We start from the raw sequence: 14924 nt of genomic DNA on the forward strand, positions 1-14924 counted from the left end.
GAACCTCATACCCCGAGATACGCTTCCTTGACCGTGTCGCTCGCCAGCATCTCGGCCGAGGTGCCGGATGCCCGGATCGTGCCGGCCTCGATCAGATAGGCGCGATCAACCACTTTCAGCACCTGCTGCACGTTCTGCTCGACGATCAGCACCGTCAGGCCGCGGGCGCGGATCCGCTTCACCAGCTCGAACACCTGCTGCACCACGACCGGCGCAAGCCCCGCCGACGGCTCGTCGAGCAGCAAAAGTTTTGGATTCGACATCAGCGCGCGGCCGATCGCGCACATCTGCTGCTCGCCGCCGGACATGGTGCCGGCCATCTGGTGGCGGCGTTCCTTCAGGCGCGGAAACAGGTCGAACACGACATCCAGCCGCTCGGCATAGTGGCCGCGCGCCTCTTTCATGAAGGCGCCCATCTTGAGATTGTCGTCGACCGTGAGCTGCGGAAACAGCCGCCGGTTCTCCGGCACATGCGCGATCCCGAGGCTGACGATCTTGTGCGGCGGCGTCGCCACGACGTCGACGCCCTCCATCCTGATCGACCCGCGCGTGGGACGGATCAGGCCGGAGATGACGCGCATCAGGGTGGTCTTGCCGGCGCCGTTCGGACCGATGACGCCGACGGCCTCGCCCGCCTTCACGTCGAGATTGACGTCGAACAGCGCCTGGAACGTGCCGTAACCCGCGCTGACCGAACGAAGTTCCAGCATCGTCTAGCCTCCCGAGCGGCGGCGCGCTTCCGCCGCCGCTGCCTGCGTGGTCTCCGCATCGGTGCCGAGATAGACCTCGATGACGCGCGGGTCGCCGGCAACCGCGCTCGGCAACCCTTCCGAGATCTTCTCGCCGTGATCGAGCACCATCACGCGGTCGACGACGCGCATCAGCACACCCATGATGTGCTCGACCCAGATGATGGTGACGCCGAGTTCGTCGCGGATGTTGCGCAGCATGTCCGCCGCCTGGTCCATCTCGGTCTCGTCGAGACCGCCGAGGCTCTCGTCAGCAAGCAGCAGTTTTGGCGCGGTGGCGAGCGCCTTCGCAAGTTCGAGCTTCTTCAGGCCGGCTGCGCCCAGGCCATCGACGCTGGCATGACGATCGGTCGGCAATCCCACCATCGCAAGTGACCGCTCGGCCGCTTCCTCCGCCCTGGCACGGCTGTGGCGGCCCTGGCCGTAGAAGCCGGCCAGCGCGACATTCTCGAAGATTGTCAGGCGTCGGAACGGCCGCGGAATCTGGAAGGTGCGGCCGATGCCGCTGTTGATGATCCGGTGCGGGGCGAGGCCCGCGATCTCCGCGCCGCCGAACAGGATCGAGCCGGATGTCGGCGCCAGCGTGCCGGAGAGCATGTTGAAGATCGTGCTCTTGCCCGAGCCGTTGGGGCCGATCAGGCCGAGGATCTCGCCCTGATCGACCCGAAACGACACGTTGTTGACGGCGGTGAAGCCACCAAACCGCTTCACCAGCCCGCTGACTTCCAGCACCGTCCTGCTCCGCCGCTACTGGTTGCTGTAGGTGGTGCCCTTCGGCAGCGGCAGCACAGCCTCGCGCTGCGCCTGACTCTTGGGCCACACCACAGAGGATTTGTCGTCGATGTACTGGATCACGACCGGGAACGACCGCTCGTTCTGCCCGGCCATCGGCGTGCCCTCGCCGTAGAACTTGACGCCGAAGCCGAGCATCGTGCCGCCTTCGGGGATGTCGGTGTCGAGCGCGGCCTTGCGCAGCGCGTCGGGATCGACGCCGCCATACTTCTTGATCGCGCGCGGCAGCACGTCACTCATGAACACGTAAGTGTTGGATGCGCCGATGCCGACATGCGCCGAGCGGATGGCGACGCCGGGCCTGATCTTGTCGAACTCCTCGCCGACCATCTTGATCACGGGCGGGAGCTTGGGATCCATGGTCTTCTGGTTGGCGAGCCAGATCGAGATCGGGTCGGTGTTGAAGATGTAGGTGGCGTCGGCCCCCATCCCCTCTTTCAGCTTCTCGTAGACGCCGTAGCCGGCGCCATGGCCCATCAGCGCCCCGAACTTCAGCCCCTGCTCGCGGGCCTGGCGCAGCAGCAGCGTGATGTCGGGGTTGTAGCCGGTGTGGAAAATGACGTCGGGCTTGGCACGCTTCAGCTTGGTCACCAGCGCGGAGAGATCGGGCGCCGTCGCCGAATAGCCTTCCTTCATCACGACGTTGAAGCCCGCCTTCTTCGCGCCGGCCTCGTTGCCCCTGGAGACGTCGACGCCATAGGCGCCATCCTCGTGGATGATGGCGACGCGCAGGTCCTTCGGCTCCTTGTCGAACTTTGCCTTGGCATTCTGCGCGATGAAATCCATCGTCATCATGCCGAACTGGTCGCCGCTCGCCTGCGGGCGGAACACGTATTTGTAGCCCTTGTCGTTGAACACGGCCGACGAGATGCAGGTCGTCATCCACATGAACTTCTTGAGCTGCTCGACGCGGGCGGCCACCGGCACGCATTGCGCCGAAGAGAAGAAGCCGAGCACCATGTCCACCTTCTCCTGCTCGAGCAGGCGGACGGATTCGTTGATGGCGATGTCGGGCTTGCTCTGCGCGTCGGCATAGACCGCCTCGATCTTGTAGCCCTCGACGCCGGTCTTGGCGAAGTAGTCGAGGATGATCTTTGCGCCGATATAGCCGAGCTCAGATCCACCACCCGCGAGAGGCCCGGTCAGGTCGAAAACAACGCCGATCTTGATCTTCTTCTCTTGAGCCTGAGCCGAAGCCATCAAGCCCGTCGCTGATATCACGACCAACAGCCCACGTACCAAGCGGGCAGCCATGCGCAGGCGCATCAAAACCTCCCTGGACGATTGTGCATTGCATTCTTGTTGCTTTTGCTTTTTGGCCCATCACATGGGCTGGGCGCAGCGATGTCAAGCCTCGCGCATCAGCGCGACGCGAACTGCTGCTCGATAAAGGCCGTGACAAATCGCGGCATGGTCGGCGTGAGATCACTCATCCCGCGCACGAGATGAATGGCCGACAACTCCGGATCGGCTTCGCGGGCGAGATTGGCCTCGATCCGGGCCCGGGCCACGTCACCCGGCATGTCCAGGTTGATGATTTGAATCATTGCAATCGACGGACCGGTGACGACACAGTGCCAGTCCGGCTGGATCCGGTAGTCGGCCGCGGTCAAGCCGGTCTCTTCCCCGAGTTCGCGGATGACACTGCCGGGAATGTCGAGCGCGCCGTCACTGACGTCGTCGAGGTCAGGCGTGCCCGAGGGGAAATAGATGCGGCCCGCATTGGCGGTATGCTGCGCCATCTCGCCCATGATGAAGGCGCCGTCGGAAGCGCGCAGCGCGCCCATGCCAAAACCGTTGAACACGGCCTTGTCGGGAAAGCCCCAGTCGCGCCAGGCGAGGAAGCTCGCGAAATCCGTCTCGAAATAGGTCGCGGCGAGATGGCCGTCCGTGAACACGGCATCGCGCCCGAGCAGGACGCGGCCGTTCCACATCTTCGGCCGCTCGCGCTGCTTCTCGGCGAAATGCGCCGCGATCTCGGTGCGGCGCTGCTCGGCGAACGGCCAGGCGATCGGCCGCACGGCAAGATCAAGCGTCGTGACGCGATGAATGACCAATGACGTCATGACACCTGATTACAATGCCTTCGCGTCAGTTATTTGGCGTTCCCCGTGGTCTTCTTGGCCTGATCGACGTACTTGTTGGTAAAGGTCTTGCTGACGTCGATCTTGGCGGCGGCCACCTCGGGCGAGCCGACGCTGAACACCGCGAGCACGGCGTCCGCGCCCTTCGGGTCCATCTTGCCGGTTTCGGAGAACATCGGGATCGTGTTCTTCAGCGCGGCGAGATAGAGGTCCTTGTTCTTGCCGACCACCTCCTCCGGCATCTTCGCCATGATCTCCTCGGGCGAGTGCGAATGGATCCAGGCGATCGTGGCGAGCATTGCGTTGGTAAGCGCCTGCGTTTCCTTCTCATGGCCGTTGATCCAGGCCACGGTCGAGTACAGCGCGCCGCCGGGATATTCGCCGCCGAACGTCTCGAGCGTGTCCTTCTGGGTCCGGGTGTCGCTGAGGATGCGGAGATCCTTGTGGCTGCCCTGGAGCACGGTGACGGAGGGATCGAGCATCACGGCTGCATCGAGCTGCCCCTGCTCCATCGCGGCCACGGCGGTGGCGCCGAGGCCGACGCCGATCACGGCGGTGCCGGCGGGATCGAGCCCGTTCTTTTTCAGGAGATATTTGAGGAAGAAGTCGGTGGAGGAACCGGGCGCGCTGACGCCGACCTTCTTGCCGGCGAGATCCTTGACCGACTTGATGTCATTGGTGCGCGAGGGCGCGACCACCAGCACGAGGCCGGGATAGCGGTCATAGACCACGAAGGCCTGAAGCTCCTGCTTCTTGGCGGCGAGGTTGACGCAATGGTCGAAATAGCCGGAGACGACGTCGGCGCTGCCGCCGAGCACGGCCTTGAGCGCGTCCGAGCCGCCCTTGAGGTCCACGAGCTCGACATTGAGGCCCGCCTTCTCGTATTCGCCGAGCTGCTTGGCCAGCACCGTCGGCAGATAGCACAGGCAGGCGCCGCCGCCGACCGCGATGGTCACCTTGCTTTGCGCCGCGGCAAGACCGGTGGTGAGCGTCAGCGCGAGCAGCGCGCCGGCGAGCCTGGCAATCGTGTTCTTCATTGGTTTCCTCCGTTCGGCTGGCGGCACCATAGAGCAGCAGGATTGGCTTGAGAAGCACTGCCAAAGTGCGACTCGCCATCAGCCTTTCGGCGCAATAGCATGGGTCCACAACAACAATTCTTGATGGGGAGGATCATCCATGAATCGCCTTGCAATGGGCCTGTCGATCGCCGCCGCCTTTGCCGCCGGATGCGGCGCCAACCAACTGCTCCGGCCGGCGCTGGCTGCCGAGAACGTCACCGCGCAGATCATCCATACCGGCGAGATGGAAGGCGACGCACTCGGCCCCGCCAACAATGTCGGCTACCGTTCCAAGATGTTCGCCAGTGCCGACGGCGCGACCATCTCGATCCAGGTCGGCAATGTACCCAAGCACATGCATCCCAACACCAACGAGATCCAGTACATCCTGGACGGGACCGGGACGATCTGGCTCGGCGACAAGGAGGTGACGGTGAAACCCGGCGACCTCGTCATCATCCCCAAGGGCACCCCGCATGGCGGCACCAAGCCGATCAGCGGTCAGGTCAAGGCCATCGCGATCAAAACGCCTCCGCAGGCGCCCGATGACACCAAGCTGCTGGACTAGGCTCCCCGCAGCTCGGGCCGGTTGAACGTTCGGGCTCGCACTGCCGTGCGGGCCCCATTTCATCAGTTGAGAGGCTAGATCGGGCGCGTCTGCTTCCGGATCTCGTTCGCGATCGGCTTGAGGGTGTCTCCCGGAAGCTGGCCGACGAGCGTGTAACCCATGCCGCCATCCGCCCACACGAAGCCCGCGACATCGCCGGTCGATTGCGGCATCATCGGCGTATCCAGATTGCGGTTGCTCATCGGACGCGACAGCACGACAAGCCGGTCGCCGTGATCGTCATCGTACATGAACATCGCGGCCGGGCCGTGCGACGTCGCAACAAGGCGACCGCCCATCAGCCTGTAGCCTGAGACAGAGAGGTCCGGCACCTTGACCGGCTGTCTCAGCCGATTCGATACCCATCGCGTGAGCTCTGCACTTTCGGACGCGCGTATCTCGACCGGCCGCACGCGGTCCGGTGCGTAAACGCCGTACGAATAGGCCGCCTCCTGTGCCAGCGCAGAGAGTCCGCTTGAGCCGTCCTGCAAAACGCTGCGCATGGTCCACCCGCCGAGGCCGCCGATGCCGAGAAGCAACATCGCAGCGATCGCCCACCACGCCCTCATGGGAGACCGTCTCCGGCTCTCGATGATGTGCGACAGATTCAACTCGGCCGGCAACGGCTCGTCGGCGATCGGCGCAAACGCCCCGCGCAGCTGCTCGCGCTGGGTGGCGAAGGCCGCAACGCGCGCGGCGACATCCTGATGATCGTCCAGATAGGATGCGACCTCCGCGCGCCGCTCAGGCTCGAGCGCCTGGTCGACATAGGCGTGAAGATCATCCTCGGTGATCGGCCGCCGGTTCATTTCACGCCCCGCAATGCCACGACGTTCCCTGGAGCCACGCCCTCCATCTCCTGCAATAGCCTCTCCCGCGCGCGCGACAGGCGTGACATCACGGTCCCGACCGGGATCTTCAGCACTCCCGCGGCGTCCGCGTAGGATAGATCCTCAACCGCAACAAGCAACAACACGGCACGCTGCTCTTCCGGCAATCTCGCAAGCTTTTTCAGGACATCCTGATAGATCAGCCTGTGCTCCTGCGCCGCGGCACTGACAAGCTCACGCTCGCCTGCATCGTCGATCGGCAGATGCCTGCCCCGGGCCGTCGCCTGGCGGAATTGCGTGACCGCCAGATTGTGGAGGATGCTGAACAGCCAGGCGCGCACGCTGCCGTCGCGCCGCTGATGCCAATGGCTGACGGCACGCTCCAGGCAATCCTGAACCAGATCATCGGCAGCAACGCGATCGCGCAAGAGCGCGCGCGCGTAGCGGCGGAGCGCGGGGATAAGCGGCTCGACCTGAACCAGCATGTCCTTCACGGGGCGCTCCACCTGTCCTTTGCCGACGTCGGACGGCGCGTCATCGCGCCTCGATCTGGACGGCCTCACCCGGCATGGCCGCGTCGCCGGCCGCAATCACCAGGTATCGCTTTGCGTCAGCGGCAGACCGGTCGACGATCTGCCGGATCGGACCGGCCACATTGACGATAGCAGATCCAGCCGGATTGGTCATGAACGCCGCCAACGGCTGCAACGGGCCACTGCCGTCGCCATGCTCCGCCAGGGCAAGCACATATTTCTGCTTGGGTTGAAGTCCCGTCACCGAAGCCTGCAAGATCTGAATCAGGCCTTGATCGAACAGCGACACGCTGGTCGGCGCCGCGCCGTCCTTCGCACCGTCCTTCGACGCAAGCGTGAGATGAGCGACCTGCCCGGCGACGCCGAGGGCCTGCAAATTCTGGCGGTCATCAGGGTCAGGCGCAGCATTTGGAACATACGCGATCGCCTGCGGCGCCTGACCGATCGGAACATTCCCGACCACTTTATTGGTCGCCGTGTCGATGGCCGCGAGCGCGTCGGCGTTCTCCAGCCCCACATAGATGCGTGTGCCGTCGCCAGATGGCCAGACGCCGTGCGGCAGATTGCCGACCGGGATCGTCGCGACCTGCGAGAAATCGTCGGTGCGGAACACCTTTACCTCGTTCAGGCCACCGATGGTGACGTAGGCGAACGTGCCCTTGGCGGTGTGCGCGAAGTTGACGTGGTTGGTGATCGGCCCGGTATCGATCGTCTTGATCGCGTTGAACGGAGGCCTTGCGTTGAACACCTGTGTCCGGCCGACGTCCTTCAGCGTGAACCACACCTGGTTTCCATCCGGCGTCGCCGCGATGTTCGGGCAGAATGGGCTCTCCTGCTTCACCGTGGCGATGATCTTGTGCTCGGCCACCGCGACGACGTCGGTCTCGGGATTGAACGACGAGCAGATGTAGCCGTATTTGCCGTCGGGTGAGAAGATCTGCATGCCCGGCCCGTTCGGGGTCGTGATCCGGGTCTTCTCCTTGAAGCTGATCGGATCGATGACGGAGATGTAGTTCTCGCCGCGAACGGTGACCCACACTTCCTTGCCGTCCGGCGTGAAGAACGCCTCGTGCGGCGATCGTCCGACGTAGGTGATATGCTTGACCGCGTTGGTCGCGGTGTCGATGAAGCTCACCGAATTCGAGCCGATCGACACCACGGCGAGCGTCTTGTGATCGGGCGAGAAGCCCATGCCATGCACGAGCACCTGCCCCTTGTAGAGCGGGCTGAAATTGCCGGGCTGCGGGTCGCCCAGCCGGATCACGCCAAGCAGCTTGTTGTCGACGGGATCGGTGACCGAGACGGTATTCGAGAACTGCTCTGCGGCGTAGACGCGGTCGTGGTGGCTCACCGGAATATCGGGGGCGGACAGCGCGCCCGGCGCCTGCCCTGCCCACGCTACCGAACCCGTCGCAAGCATCGTGGCCGCGAGGAAAATGGTCTTCATCATAGTGCTTCGTGACGTGGTCATCTGCGACTCCTACTTCTTCATTCCCGTGGACATATCCATCTGCATGCCCGGATGATGATGAACGGCTGTGTTGGGAGCTGAGGGCGGCTGGGTCGGGGCGGGCGTCGTGTCTGACACGGACTCGCCGATCGCGAGCTTCATGGCCGCGATCTCCTGCATCTGGTCGACGATGATTTCCTGGGCGATGCGCCGCAGCTGCTCGTTCTTGCCATAGCGCAATTCGATGATCGCCATGTCGATCGCGCCCTGATGATGCGGGCTCATCATTGCGACGAAGTCGCGATCGATGTCGCCGGTCGGCTTGGCCGCCATGTCGTTCATCATCTTGGTCATCGCCGCTTCGTTTTCTTCCAGAAACGCACGCTCCTCCGTGCTCACCGCGGCCGGCGGGGCGGCCGGATGGGATTCATGCGCGAACACGAGCGGCGGGAGTGCGAACGCGACCAGAATGCGCGCGGCAAGGAACGCCGTGCCGAGGCCGGGCCTAGGCCATCGGCATCTGCCTGCGAACACCGCTACGGCGCGGCGAAACTGTGAGGGGGGCATCCTGAACTCCCATGCAGGTGGTTGCATGGGGGTATGACGTATGGCCGCGCGTTCTATTCCGGGCGGTCAATCACATAAACGTCAGCAGGCAAACGAGGCGGCCTATCCCCGCCCGTCCACGGTCGGCCGCCAGACCAGCAGCCTGCGCTCAACCAGCGTCACCCCGAAGTCGATCAGGATGACGAAGGCCGACAACACGAACATGCCGGCGAACACGCCGGCGACGTCGAAGATGCCTTCGGCCTGCTGAATCAGATAGCCAAGCCCCGCCGCCGATCCCAGATATTCGCCGACGACCGCGCCGACCACGGCGAAGCCGACCGAGGTGTGCAGCGAGGAGAACATCCACGACAGCGCCGACGGCCAATAGACGTGCTGCATCAGCTGCCGCTCGCTCATGCCGAGCATGCGGCCATTGTCGAGCACGGTGCGGCTGACTTCCTTGACGCCCTGGTAGACGTTGAAAAACACGATGAAGAACACCAGCGTCACGCCGAGCGCGACCTTGGACCAGATGCCGAGGCCCAGCCACAGCGCGAAGATCGGCGCAAGCACGACGCGGGGCAGCGCGTTGACCATCTTGACGTAAGGGTCGAACACCGCGGCAACCAGCGGCTGGCGCGCGAACCAGAAGCCGACCAGCACGCCGCCGAGCGATCCGATCACGAACGCCAAAATCGATTCCGTCAACGTGATGCCGAGATGCTTCCAGATCACGCCGGACGAGAACCATTTGACGATCTGGCTGAACACATCGACCGGGTTGGAGAAGAAGAACGGCGGCAACAGGATTTTTCCGAACACCGGCACGGTCGCAAAGAGCTGCCACAGTACGAGGCAGACGACGGCGACCAGGACTTGCAGCGCAAGCAGCGTCACGCGCGACATCAGATCGCCTCCGCCGCTTGGGTCGATTGCGCGTAGCCCTTCATCACCTCGTCCTTGAGCACGCTCCAGATCTCGCGGTGGAGCGCATGGAACTCCTTGTCCAGCCGCACCTCGAAAATATCGCGTGGGCGCGGCAAGCTCACGCGCCAGTCGCCGATGATGCGCGAGGACGGCCCCGCCGACATGATCACGACGCGATCGGCGAGCGCGATCGCCTCTTCGAGATCATGGGTGACGAACAGCACGGCCTTGCGGTCGGCATTCCAGAGGTCGAGCAGCAGATTGCCCATGACCTGGCGGGTTTGCGCATCGAGCGGCCCGAACGGCTCGTCCATCAGGAGTATCTTTGGGTCGCGGATCAGCACCTGCGCCAGCGCCACGCGCTTGCGCTGACCGCCCGAGAGCATGTGCGGATAGCGGTTGGCGAAAGCCCCGAGGCCGACGGAAGTCAGCCATTTTTGCGCGCGTTGCAGCGCTTCGGCGCGGGGCGTACCCGCGATCTCGAGCCCGATCGCGACATTGTCGAGCGCGGTCTTCCAGGGGAACAGCGCATCGGCCTGGAACAGGTAGCCGGCGTCCCGGTTCAGCCCCGCGAGCGGCCGGTCGAATATCTTGATGCTGCCGGCGGCAGGCTTGAGCAGGCCGGCCGCGACGTTGAGCAGCGTCGATTTCCCGCAGCCGGTCGGCCCGACGATGGCGACGAACTCGCCCTGCGCCACCGAAAGATGCGCCTTCTCCACCGCCGTATAGACCCGGTCGTCCCCCAGCCGGAACGCGACCTTGGCGTCTTCCAGCGCCACTGCCGTGGGCGTCGTCATGTGTTCCCTCCGAACTTGGCCCGATGCCTTAGCCGCTCGCGCGGCCAAGTTCAATCGAGCCGCCAAGCGTGCTACGCATGGGCTCCGTCGCCGCCTTCACCCTCCCCTGGAGGGGGAGGGTCGGTGCGCATGAAGCGAAGCGGAATGCGGACCGGGGTGGGGTGACGGTCCCTCCACGTCCAACACCGCCCGTGTTGGGATCACCCCACCCCGCCCGCGCTTCGCGCGAGCGACCCTCCCCCTCCAGGGGAGGGTAAGGAAGAGTGAGCCGCGTCGAATGCCTTCCCAACCTGCCATCAGCTATTCCCGCGTCAGCAAGAACTTCGGCTCACTCAAGGCCGTCGACGACGTGTCGCTCGATATCGCCGAGGGTGAATTTCTGGCCATCGTCGGCGGCTCCGGCTCCGGCAAGACCACGCTGCTGCGGCTCGCCAACCGGCTGATCGAGGCCGATGCCGGCACCATCACGGTCGAGGGCGAGGATGTGCAGACCGTCGATCCGGTCGCGCTGCGGCGCCGGATCGGTTACGTCTTCCAGAGCGGCGGGCTGTTTCCGCATCTGAGCGTCGCCGACAATATCGGGATCACGCCAAGGCTGCTGGGCGCACCGGCAGCGGACATCACCGCGCGGGTCGACGAGCTGCTCGAGCTCGTGCAACTCGACCGTCGCGCGCATCGCGATCGCCTGCCCGAGGCGCTCTCCGGCGGCCAGCGTCAGCGCGTCGGGGTGGCGCGAGCGCTCGCGGCGCGACCCCGCATCGTGCTGATGGACGAGCCGTTCGGCGCGCTCGATCCCCTCACCCGCGATGCGCTCGGCGAGGATTTTCGCGAGCTGCATCGCAAGCTCGGCCTGACCACGGTCATGATCACCCATGACATGACGGAGGCGATCCTGCTCGCCGACCGCATCGCGGTGATGCGTAGCGGACGACTGCTGGCGCAGGGCTCGCCCGCGGAACTCTCGAACAGCGGCGACGCCTATGTGCTGGAGCTGCTGCGCACGCCACGGCGCCAGGTCGAGCGGCTGAACGCGCTGCTGCCACAAAGCGGTGCCGCATGAGCCTGTTCGCCGATCCGCGCTGGGGCGAGGCGCTGTCGCATCTGCCCGACTATCTCGGCAATCATGTGCGGGTCAGCCTCGCCGCACTCGCGCTCGGCCTCGCCGTCAGCCTGCCGCTGGCGATCCTGACGCGCAACCGCCCGGCGCCGCGCGCCGTCCTGCTCGCGCTCGCAAGCATCGTGCAGACGGTGCCCGGGCTGGCACTGCTCGCGCTGTTCTATCCGCTGCTGCTGCTGGCCGCGTCCTTGACGCTCGCCTGGTTCGGGATCTCCTTCTCCGCCTTCGGCTTCCTGCCGGCGATGCTGGCGCTCGCGCTCTATTCGATGCTGCCGGTGCTGCGCAACGGCATCACGGGCCTCAACGGCATCGATCCCGCGCTGATCGAAGCCGCCAAGGGCGTCGGCATGACCGCGCGGCAGTCGCTCTTCATGGTCGAGCTGCCGCTGGCGCTGCCGGTGATGATGGCCGGCATCCGCACCGCGGCAGTGTGGGTGATCGGCACGGCGACCCTGTCAACACCGATCGGGCAGACCAGCCTCGGCAATTACATTTTTGCCGGGCTTCAGACCCAGAACTGGGTGTTCGTGCTGTTCGGCTGCTTTGCCTCGGCCCTGCTCGCGCTCGCCGTCGATCAGCTGCTCGGCCTGATCGAGAGCGGCTTGCGCCAGCGCAGCCGCCTGCCTGCCGCGCTCGGCGGCATCGGGATCGCGGCGCTGGTCCTCGCAACGCTGGTGCCGACGACGGGACGCTCGTCGCAGAGCTATGTCGTCGGCGCCAAGACATTCGCCGAGCAATATGTGCTGTCGGCCCTGCTCAGGGACCGCCTCCAGGCCGCCGGCCTCTCCGCGACCGCGCGGTCGGGTCTTGGCTCCAGCGTGATCTTCGAGGCGCTCAAGGCCGGCGACATCGATCTCTATGTCGATTATTCCGGCACGCTGTGGTCCAACCAGCTGCACCGCACGGACATCAAGCCGCGCGCGGAGTTGTTGGCGGAGCTCAAGACAGCGCTCGCGAAGGACAACATCACCCTGCTCGGCGAGCTCGGCTTCGAGAACGCCTATGCGCTGGTGATGCCGAAGAAGCGCGCCGAGGCGCTCGGCATCCGCACCATCGCCGATCTCGCCGCGCATGCTCCAGCGTTGTCCATCGCCGGCGACTACGAGTTCTTCTCGCGCCCCGAATGGGCGGCGCTGCAAAAATCCTATGGCCTCTCGTTCCGCGCCCAGCGCCAGATGCAGCCGGATTTCATGTATGCGGCCGTCGCCAGCGGCGAGGTCGACGTGATCGCCGGCTACACCAGCGACGGGCTGATCGCGAAATACGATCTGGTCGTGCTCGACGATCCCAGGCACGCGATCCCGCCCTACGACGCGATCCTGCTGCTGGCGCCAAAGCGCGCCGGCGATGAGCGACTACGGGCCGCGCTCGAGCCCCTGCTCGACAAGATCGACATCGCCACAATGCGCGAGGCCAATTTGCGCGCCAGCGGCAACGACGCGAATTCATCGCCGGATGCGGTGGCGAAGTGGCTTTGGGAGAAGGTGGGCAAGCGGTAGGCCGACTACAGCCCCCTGATGATCCCGGCATTGATCAGCAGTCGATTGAGCCGCCGCGCCTCGGCGCCGTCCTTGCAGCCGTAGAAGATGCCTTTGCAGCGGAGCATGATCTGCTTCTGCTCGGCAAAGGAGGGATCGAGCGGAATGCCGGCGGCTTCCTGGATCACCAGCGGGAGATAGGGGCCGTCGACCGTGTCCATCACGGCCTCGCTCTTCACCGGCTCGAAATTGATGGCGTCGATCGCGTAATAGGTCGCATAGAGACGCGGATCGTAAGCGTCGAGCTTCTTGCCGAGCGCGCCCTCGTCGAGCCCGGGCTCGAGGAGGTTCGGCGCAAACTCGGGCTGGTGATCGCCGTAGCGCACGATCAGGAAGGGCTCGCCGGGAAAATTCTTCTTCAGCCCCGCGACAAACGTTCTGTACTGCTCGGCGCTCATCGCCTGCCGCCGCAGATATTCGTCGATCGACGCCACATTGTTACCCGGCGCACGCCAGTTCGGCAGCAGATCGGGGCGGAAGCGCGTCTCCCAGGGGAAATGATTGGCGCCGAGATAGATGAAGGTGAACAGCGGCTTGTTCGGCGGCTGCTGGCCCATCAGCTGGAGCGCCTTGTCGTAGAAAAAAGAGTCTGGCTCGACGTCCTTGGCGCCGAGATCCTTCGAGTCGAGGAAGCGTTCGACGCCGGTCGTCACCTGAAAGCTGCGCGCGCCCATGAAGCCGCCATAGGCGGGATAGAGCGATAGCGTGTCATAGCCGCAGCGGCGCAGCGCCAGCGGCAGGCCGCGCTCGACGCGGTTTGAGGCGATGCGCGTCACGAAATAGGCGAAGCGGCCGAACGAGCGCGAGGAGAGGCCAGCGAGCACGTTGTATTCGGTGAACCAGCTCGGCCCGCCATTGCTCTCGGCCAGGAACGTGCGCTGCTTGCCGTCCCAGGACTTGAAATGATCGCCATAGCGCGGCGGCACCTTGATGCCCTGGGCGGCGCGAATGTCGAAGCTCGATTCATCATGGACCATGATGATGTTCGGCCGGCGGCCCGCGGGGTGGCAGGCATCCACCAGCGGCATGTTGAGCCGCTCGTTGGTCGAGGCCGCCGACTCCATGAAACCGTATTGCGCGAAGTCGGAAACCGCGCTGACGCCGGAGCGGAAGAATTTCGAGAGATAGCCGTCGTCATAATAGCCGCGCCAGGCCTCGTCCGGATGATAGAGCGAATAGCCGACCAGTGCGGCAAGACAGGCGAGCGTGGACGCGAACGCCGGCAGGCGGCGGATGCGAAACGGATCGAGCCACCACAGCGCATACATCAGCGGCAGCGTGACGAGGCCGGCCCCGATCACCGACCAGCGCAGGTTCGGGAAGATCGTGAACAGGAACGCCACCGTGTCGCGGTCGATCATCATCAGGTCGATGAAGTTGACCGTCATCTGCACGACGTCGTGCTTGAGCCGCGACAGCAGCACCAGCACGACGACCATGGTCAGCGACAGCGCACCCGACAGTGCCGGCCGCCGCAAGAGCGTGATCCAGAAGAAATTGAGGATGCCCCAGGCGAGCACGAAGGAGAGGCGCGAACCGAAATCGGTCTCGGTCTCGTACATGAGCGCGAGGGCGGCAAGATGCGGCGCGGCAACCGCGAGCAGCCGCCAGATACCGAGCGCGGCGACGCTCGCCAGCACGGCGGTCGTGGCAGAAGGACCTGGATTCGGCGCGGACGCCATCGACGGCACGCAACAGCTGGTCCGGCGCAATGAATACCCAGCCGTCGGTCGGCCTGCGGCGTTCGGCGCAGCCGGAAGCCTGCACCGTGTCACAAAACTGTAATTGAATGGTCACGGACAAGCAACGCGTGTCGCGATCCGACCTTCGCTTAATGTTAGCAGGCGGCGAACAGCCGCACGGCCAACTCCATCCCCTCACCGTGAAGAACCT

The 14924-nt window shown here is 64.8% G+C and carries 15 protein-coding genes; 3 read left to right on the forward strand and 12 right to left on the reverse strand.

Going from position 1 to position 14924, the window contains the following annotated elements; translation table 11 throughout:
* Window positions 1-5: 5 nt before the first annotated feature.
* The 5 genes from AB7008_RS37765 to AB7008_RS37785 form a co-directional block, all read right to left on the reverse strand.
* Window positions 6-710, reverse strand: a complete 705-nt coding sequence (locus AB7008_RS37765) for an ABC transporter ATP-binding protein (protein WP_028150400.1) — start codon at window positions 708-710, stop codon at window positions 6-8.
* Between the two features lie 3 nt (window positions 711-713).
* Entirely contained in the window at window positions 714-1481 is a 768-nt protein-coding gene (locus tag AB7008_RS37770; protein ID WP_248879360.1) for an ABC transporter ATP-binding protein, read from the reverse strand.
* A gap of 15 nt (window positions 1482-1496) precedes the next feature.
* Entirely contained in the window at window positions 1497-2807 is a 1311-nt protein-coding gene (locus AB7008_RS37775; RefSeq protein ID WP_304491019.1) for an ABC transporter substrate-binding protein, read from the reverse strand.
* 95 nt (window positions 2808-2902) lie between these two features.
* Window positions 2903-3607, reverse strand: a complete 705-nt coding sequence (locus tag AB7008_RS37780; protein ID WP_304491020.1) for an NUDIX hydrolase — start codon at window positions 3605-3607, stop codon at window positions 2903-2905.
* A gap of 29 nt (window positions 3608-3636) precedes the next feature.
* On the reverse strand, window positions 3637-4662 hold the full coding sequence (locus AB7008_RS37785) for an ABC transporter substrate-binding protein (RefSeq protein WP_304491021.1): 1026 nt from the start codon (window positions 4660-4662) through the stop codon (window positions 3637-3639).
* 139 nt (window positions 4663-4801) lie between these two features.
* Here AB7008_RS37785 and AB7008_RS37790 point away from each other — a divergent pair, with 139 nt between their 5' ends.
* Complete coding sequence (locus AB7008_RS37790) at window positions 4802-5251, forward strand: cupin domain-containing protein (protein WP_014493081.1); 450 nt, start codon at window positions 4802-4804, stop codon at window positions 5249-5251.
* Window positions 5252-5325: 74 nt separating this feature from the next.
* Here AB7008_RS37790 and AB7008_RS37795 read toward each other — a convergent pair whose 3' ends face one another.
* The 6 genes from AB7008_RS37795 to AB7008_RS37820 all read right to left on the reverse strand — a co-directional run bounded on the left by AB7008_RS37795 (window position 5326) and on the right by AB7008_RS37820 (window position 10376).
* Window positions 5326-6099 (reverse strand): anti-sigma factor family protein, encoded by a 774-nt coding sequence (locus tag AB7008_RS37795; RefSeq protein WP_441260437.1) that lies wholly within the window; start codon window positions 6097-6099, stop codon window positions 5326-5328.
* Window positions 6096-6605, reverse strand: a complete 510-nt coding sequence (locus tag AB7008_RS37800; RefSeq protein ID WP_041953553.1) for a sigma-70 family RNA polymerase sigma factor — start codon at window positions 6603-6605, stop codon at window positions 6096-6098. The genes AB7008_RS37795 and AB7008_RS37800 overlap by 4 nt, the downstream gene beginning before the upstream one ends.
* 49 nt (window positions 6606-6654) lie before the next feature.
* Window positions 6655-8124, reverse strand: a complete 1470-nt coding sequence (locus AB7008_RS37805; RefSeq protein ID WP_304491023.1) for a YncE family protein — start codon at window positions 8122-8124, stop codon at window positions 6655-6657.
* 9 nt (window positions 8125-8133) lie between these two features.
* Window positions 8134-8670 carry a DUF305 domain-containing protein gene (locus tag AB7008_RS37810; RefSeq protein WP_304491024.1) on the reverse strand — a complete coding sequence of 179 codons (537 nt, stop codon included), beginning with the start codon at window positions 8668-8670 and terminating at the stop codon, window positions 8134-8136.
* Window positions 8671-8772: 102 nt separating this feature from the next.
* The gene (locus tag AB7008_RS37815) at window positions 8773-9558 is read right to left on the reverse strand and encodes an ABC transporter permease (RefSeq protein WP_014493076.1); all 786 of its coding nucleotides are present in this window, start codon (window positions 9556-9558) and stop codon (window positions 8773-8775) included.
* Window positions 9558-10376, reverse strand: coding sequence for an ABC transporter ATP-binding protein (locus AB7008_RS37820; RefSeq protein WP_014493075.1), 819 nt, complete (start codon window positions 10374-10376; stop codon window positions 9558-9560). The genes AB7008_RS37815 and AB7008_RS37820 overlap by 1 nt, the downstream gene beginning before the upstream one ends.
* 277 nt (window positions 10377-10653) lie before the next feature.
* On the opposite strand from AB7008_RS37820, the gene AB7008_RS37825 reads away from it, so the two are divergent.
* The gene (locus AB7008_RS37825) at window positions 10654-11436 is read left to right on the forward strand and encodes an ATP-binding cassette domain-containing protein (protein ID WP_304491025.1); all 783 of its coding nucleotides are present in this window, start codon (window positions 10654-10656) and stop codon (window positions 11434-11436) included.
* On the forward strand, window positions 11433-12992 hold the full coding sequence (locus tag AB7008_RS37830; protein WP_304491026.1) for a glycine betaine ABC transporter substrate-binding protein: 1560 nt from the start codon (window positions 11433-11435) through the stop codon (window positions 12990-12992). The genes AB7008_RS37825 and AB7008_RS37830 overlap by 4 nt, the downstream gene beginning before the upstream one ends.
* Before the next feature lie 5 nt (window positions 12993-12997).
* Here AB7008_RS37830 and AB7008_RS37835 read toward each other — a convergent pair whose 3' ends face one another.
* Complete coding sequence (locus AB7008_RS37835) at window positions 12998-14713, reverse strand: sulfatase-like hydrolase/transferase (protein ID WP_304491027.1); 1716 nt, start codon at window positions 14711-14713, stop codon at window positions 12998-13000.
* Window positions 14714-14924 lie beyond the last annotated feature (211 nt).

Origin of the sequence: Bradyrhizobium sp. 521_C7_N1_3 (genome assembly GCF_052075975.1) — a bacterium.
Classification (GTDB): Bacteria; Pseudomonadota; Alphaproteobacteria; order Rhizobiales; family Xanthobacteraceae; genus Bradyrhizobium; species Bradyrhizobium japonicum.

What these genes read in the sequence shown, in the direction of transcription:
- AB7008_RS37815 (WP_014493076.1), bottom strand. Translation starts at nt 9,558, where the DNA reads ATGTCGCGCGTGACGCTGCTTGCGCTGCAAGTCCTGGTCGCCGTCGTC.
- AB7008_RS37805 (WP_304491023.1), bottom strand. Translation starts at nt 8,124, where the DNA reads ATGACCACGTCACGAAGCACTATGATGAAGACCATTTTCCTCGCGGCC.
- AB7008_RS37825 (WP_304491025.1), top strand. Translation starts at nt 10,654, where the DNA reads ATGCCTTCCCAACCTGCCATCAGCTATTCCCGCGTCAGCAAGAACTTC.
- AB7008_RS37775 (WP_304491019.1), bottom strand. Translation starts at nt 2,807, where the DNA reads ATGCGCCTGCGCATGGCTGCCCGCTTGGTACGTGGGCTGTTGGTCGTG.
- AB7008_RS37820 (WP_014493075.1), bottom strand. Translation starts at nt 10,376, where the DNA reads ATGACGACGCCCACGGCAGTGGCGCTGGAAGACGCCAAGGTCGCGTTC.
- AB7008_RS37800 (WP_041953553.1), bottom strand. Translation starts at nt 6,605, where the DNA reads ATGCTGGTTCAGGTCGAGCCGCTTATCCCCGCGCTCCGCCGCTACGCG.
- AB7008_RS37830 (WP_304491026.1), top strand. Translation starts at nt 11,433, where the DNA reads ATGAGCCTGTTCGCCGATCCGCGCTGGGGCGAGGCGCTGTCGCATCTG.
- AB7008_RS37785 (WP_304491021.1), bottom strand. Translation starts at nt 4,662, where the DNA reads ATGAAGAACACGATTGCCAGGCTCGCCGGCGCGCTGCTCGCGCTGACG.
- AB7008_RS37780 (WP_304491020.1), bottom strand. Translation starts at nt 3,607, where the DNA reads ATGACGTCATTGGTCATTCATCGCGTCACGACGCTTGATCTTGCCGTG.
- AB7008_RS37790 (WP_014493081.1), top strand. Translation starts at nt 4,802, where the DNA reads ATGAATCGCCTTGCAATGGGCCTGTCGATCGCCGCCGCCTTTGCCGCC.
- AB7008_RS37810 (WP_304491024.1), bottom strand. Translation starts at nt 8,670, where the DNA reads ATGCCCCCCTCACAGTTTCGCCGCGCCGTAGCGGTGTTCGCAGGCAGA.
- AB7008_RS37795 (WP_441260437.1), bottom strand. Translation starts at nt 6,099, where the DNA reads ATGAACCGGCGGCCGATCACCGAGGATGATCTTCACGCCTATGTCGAC.
- AB7008_RS37765 (WP_028150400.1), bottom strand. Translation starts at nt 710, where the DNA reads ATGCTGGAACTTCGTTCGGTCAGCGCGGGTTACGGCACGTTCCAGGCG.
- AB7008_RS37835 (WP_304491027.1), bottom strand. Translation starts at nt 14,713, where the DNA reads ATGGCGTCCGCGCCGAATCCAGGTCCTTCTGCCACGACCGCCGTGCTG.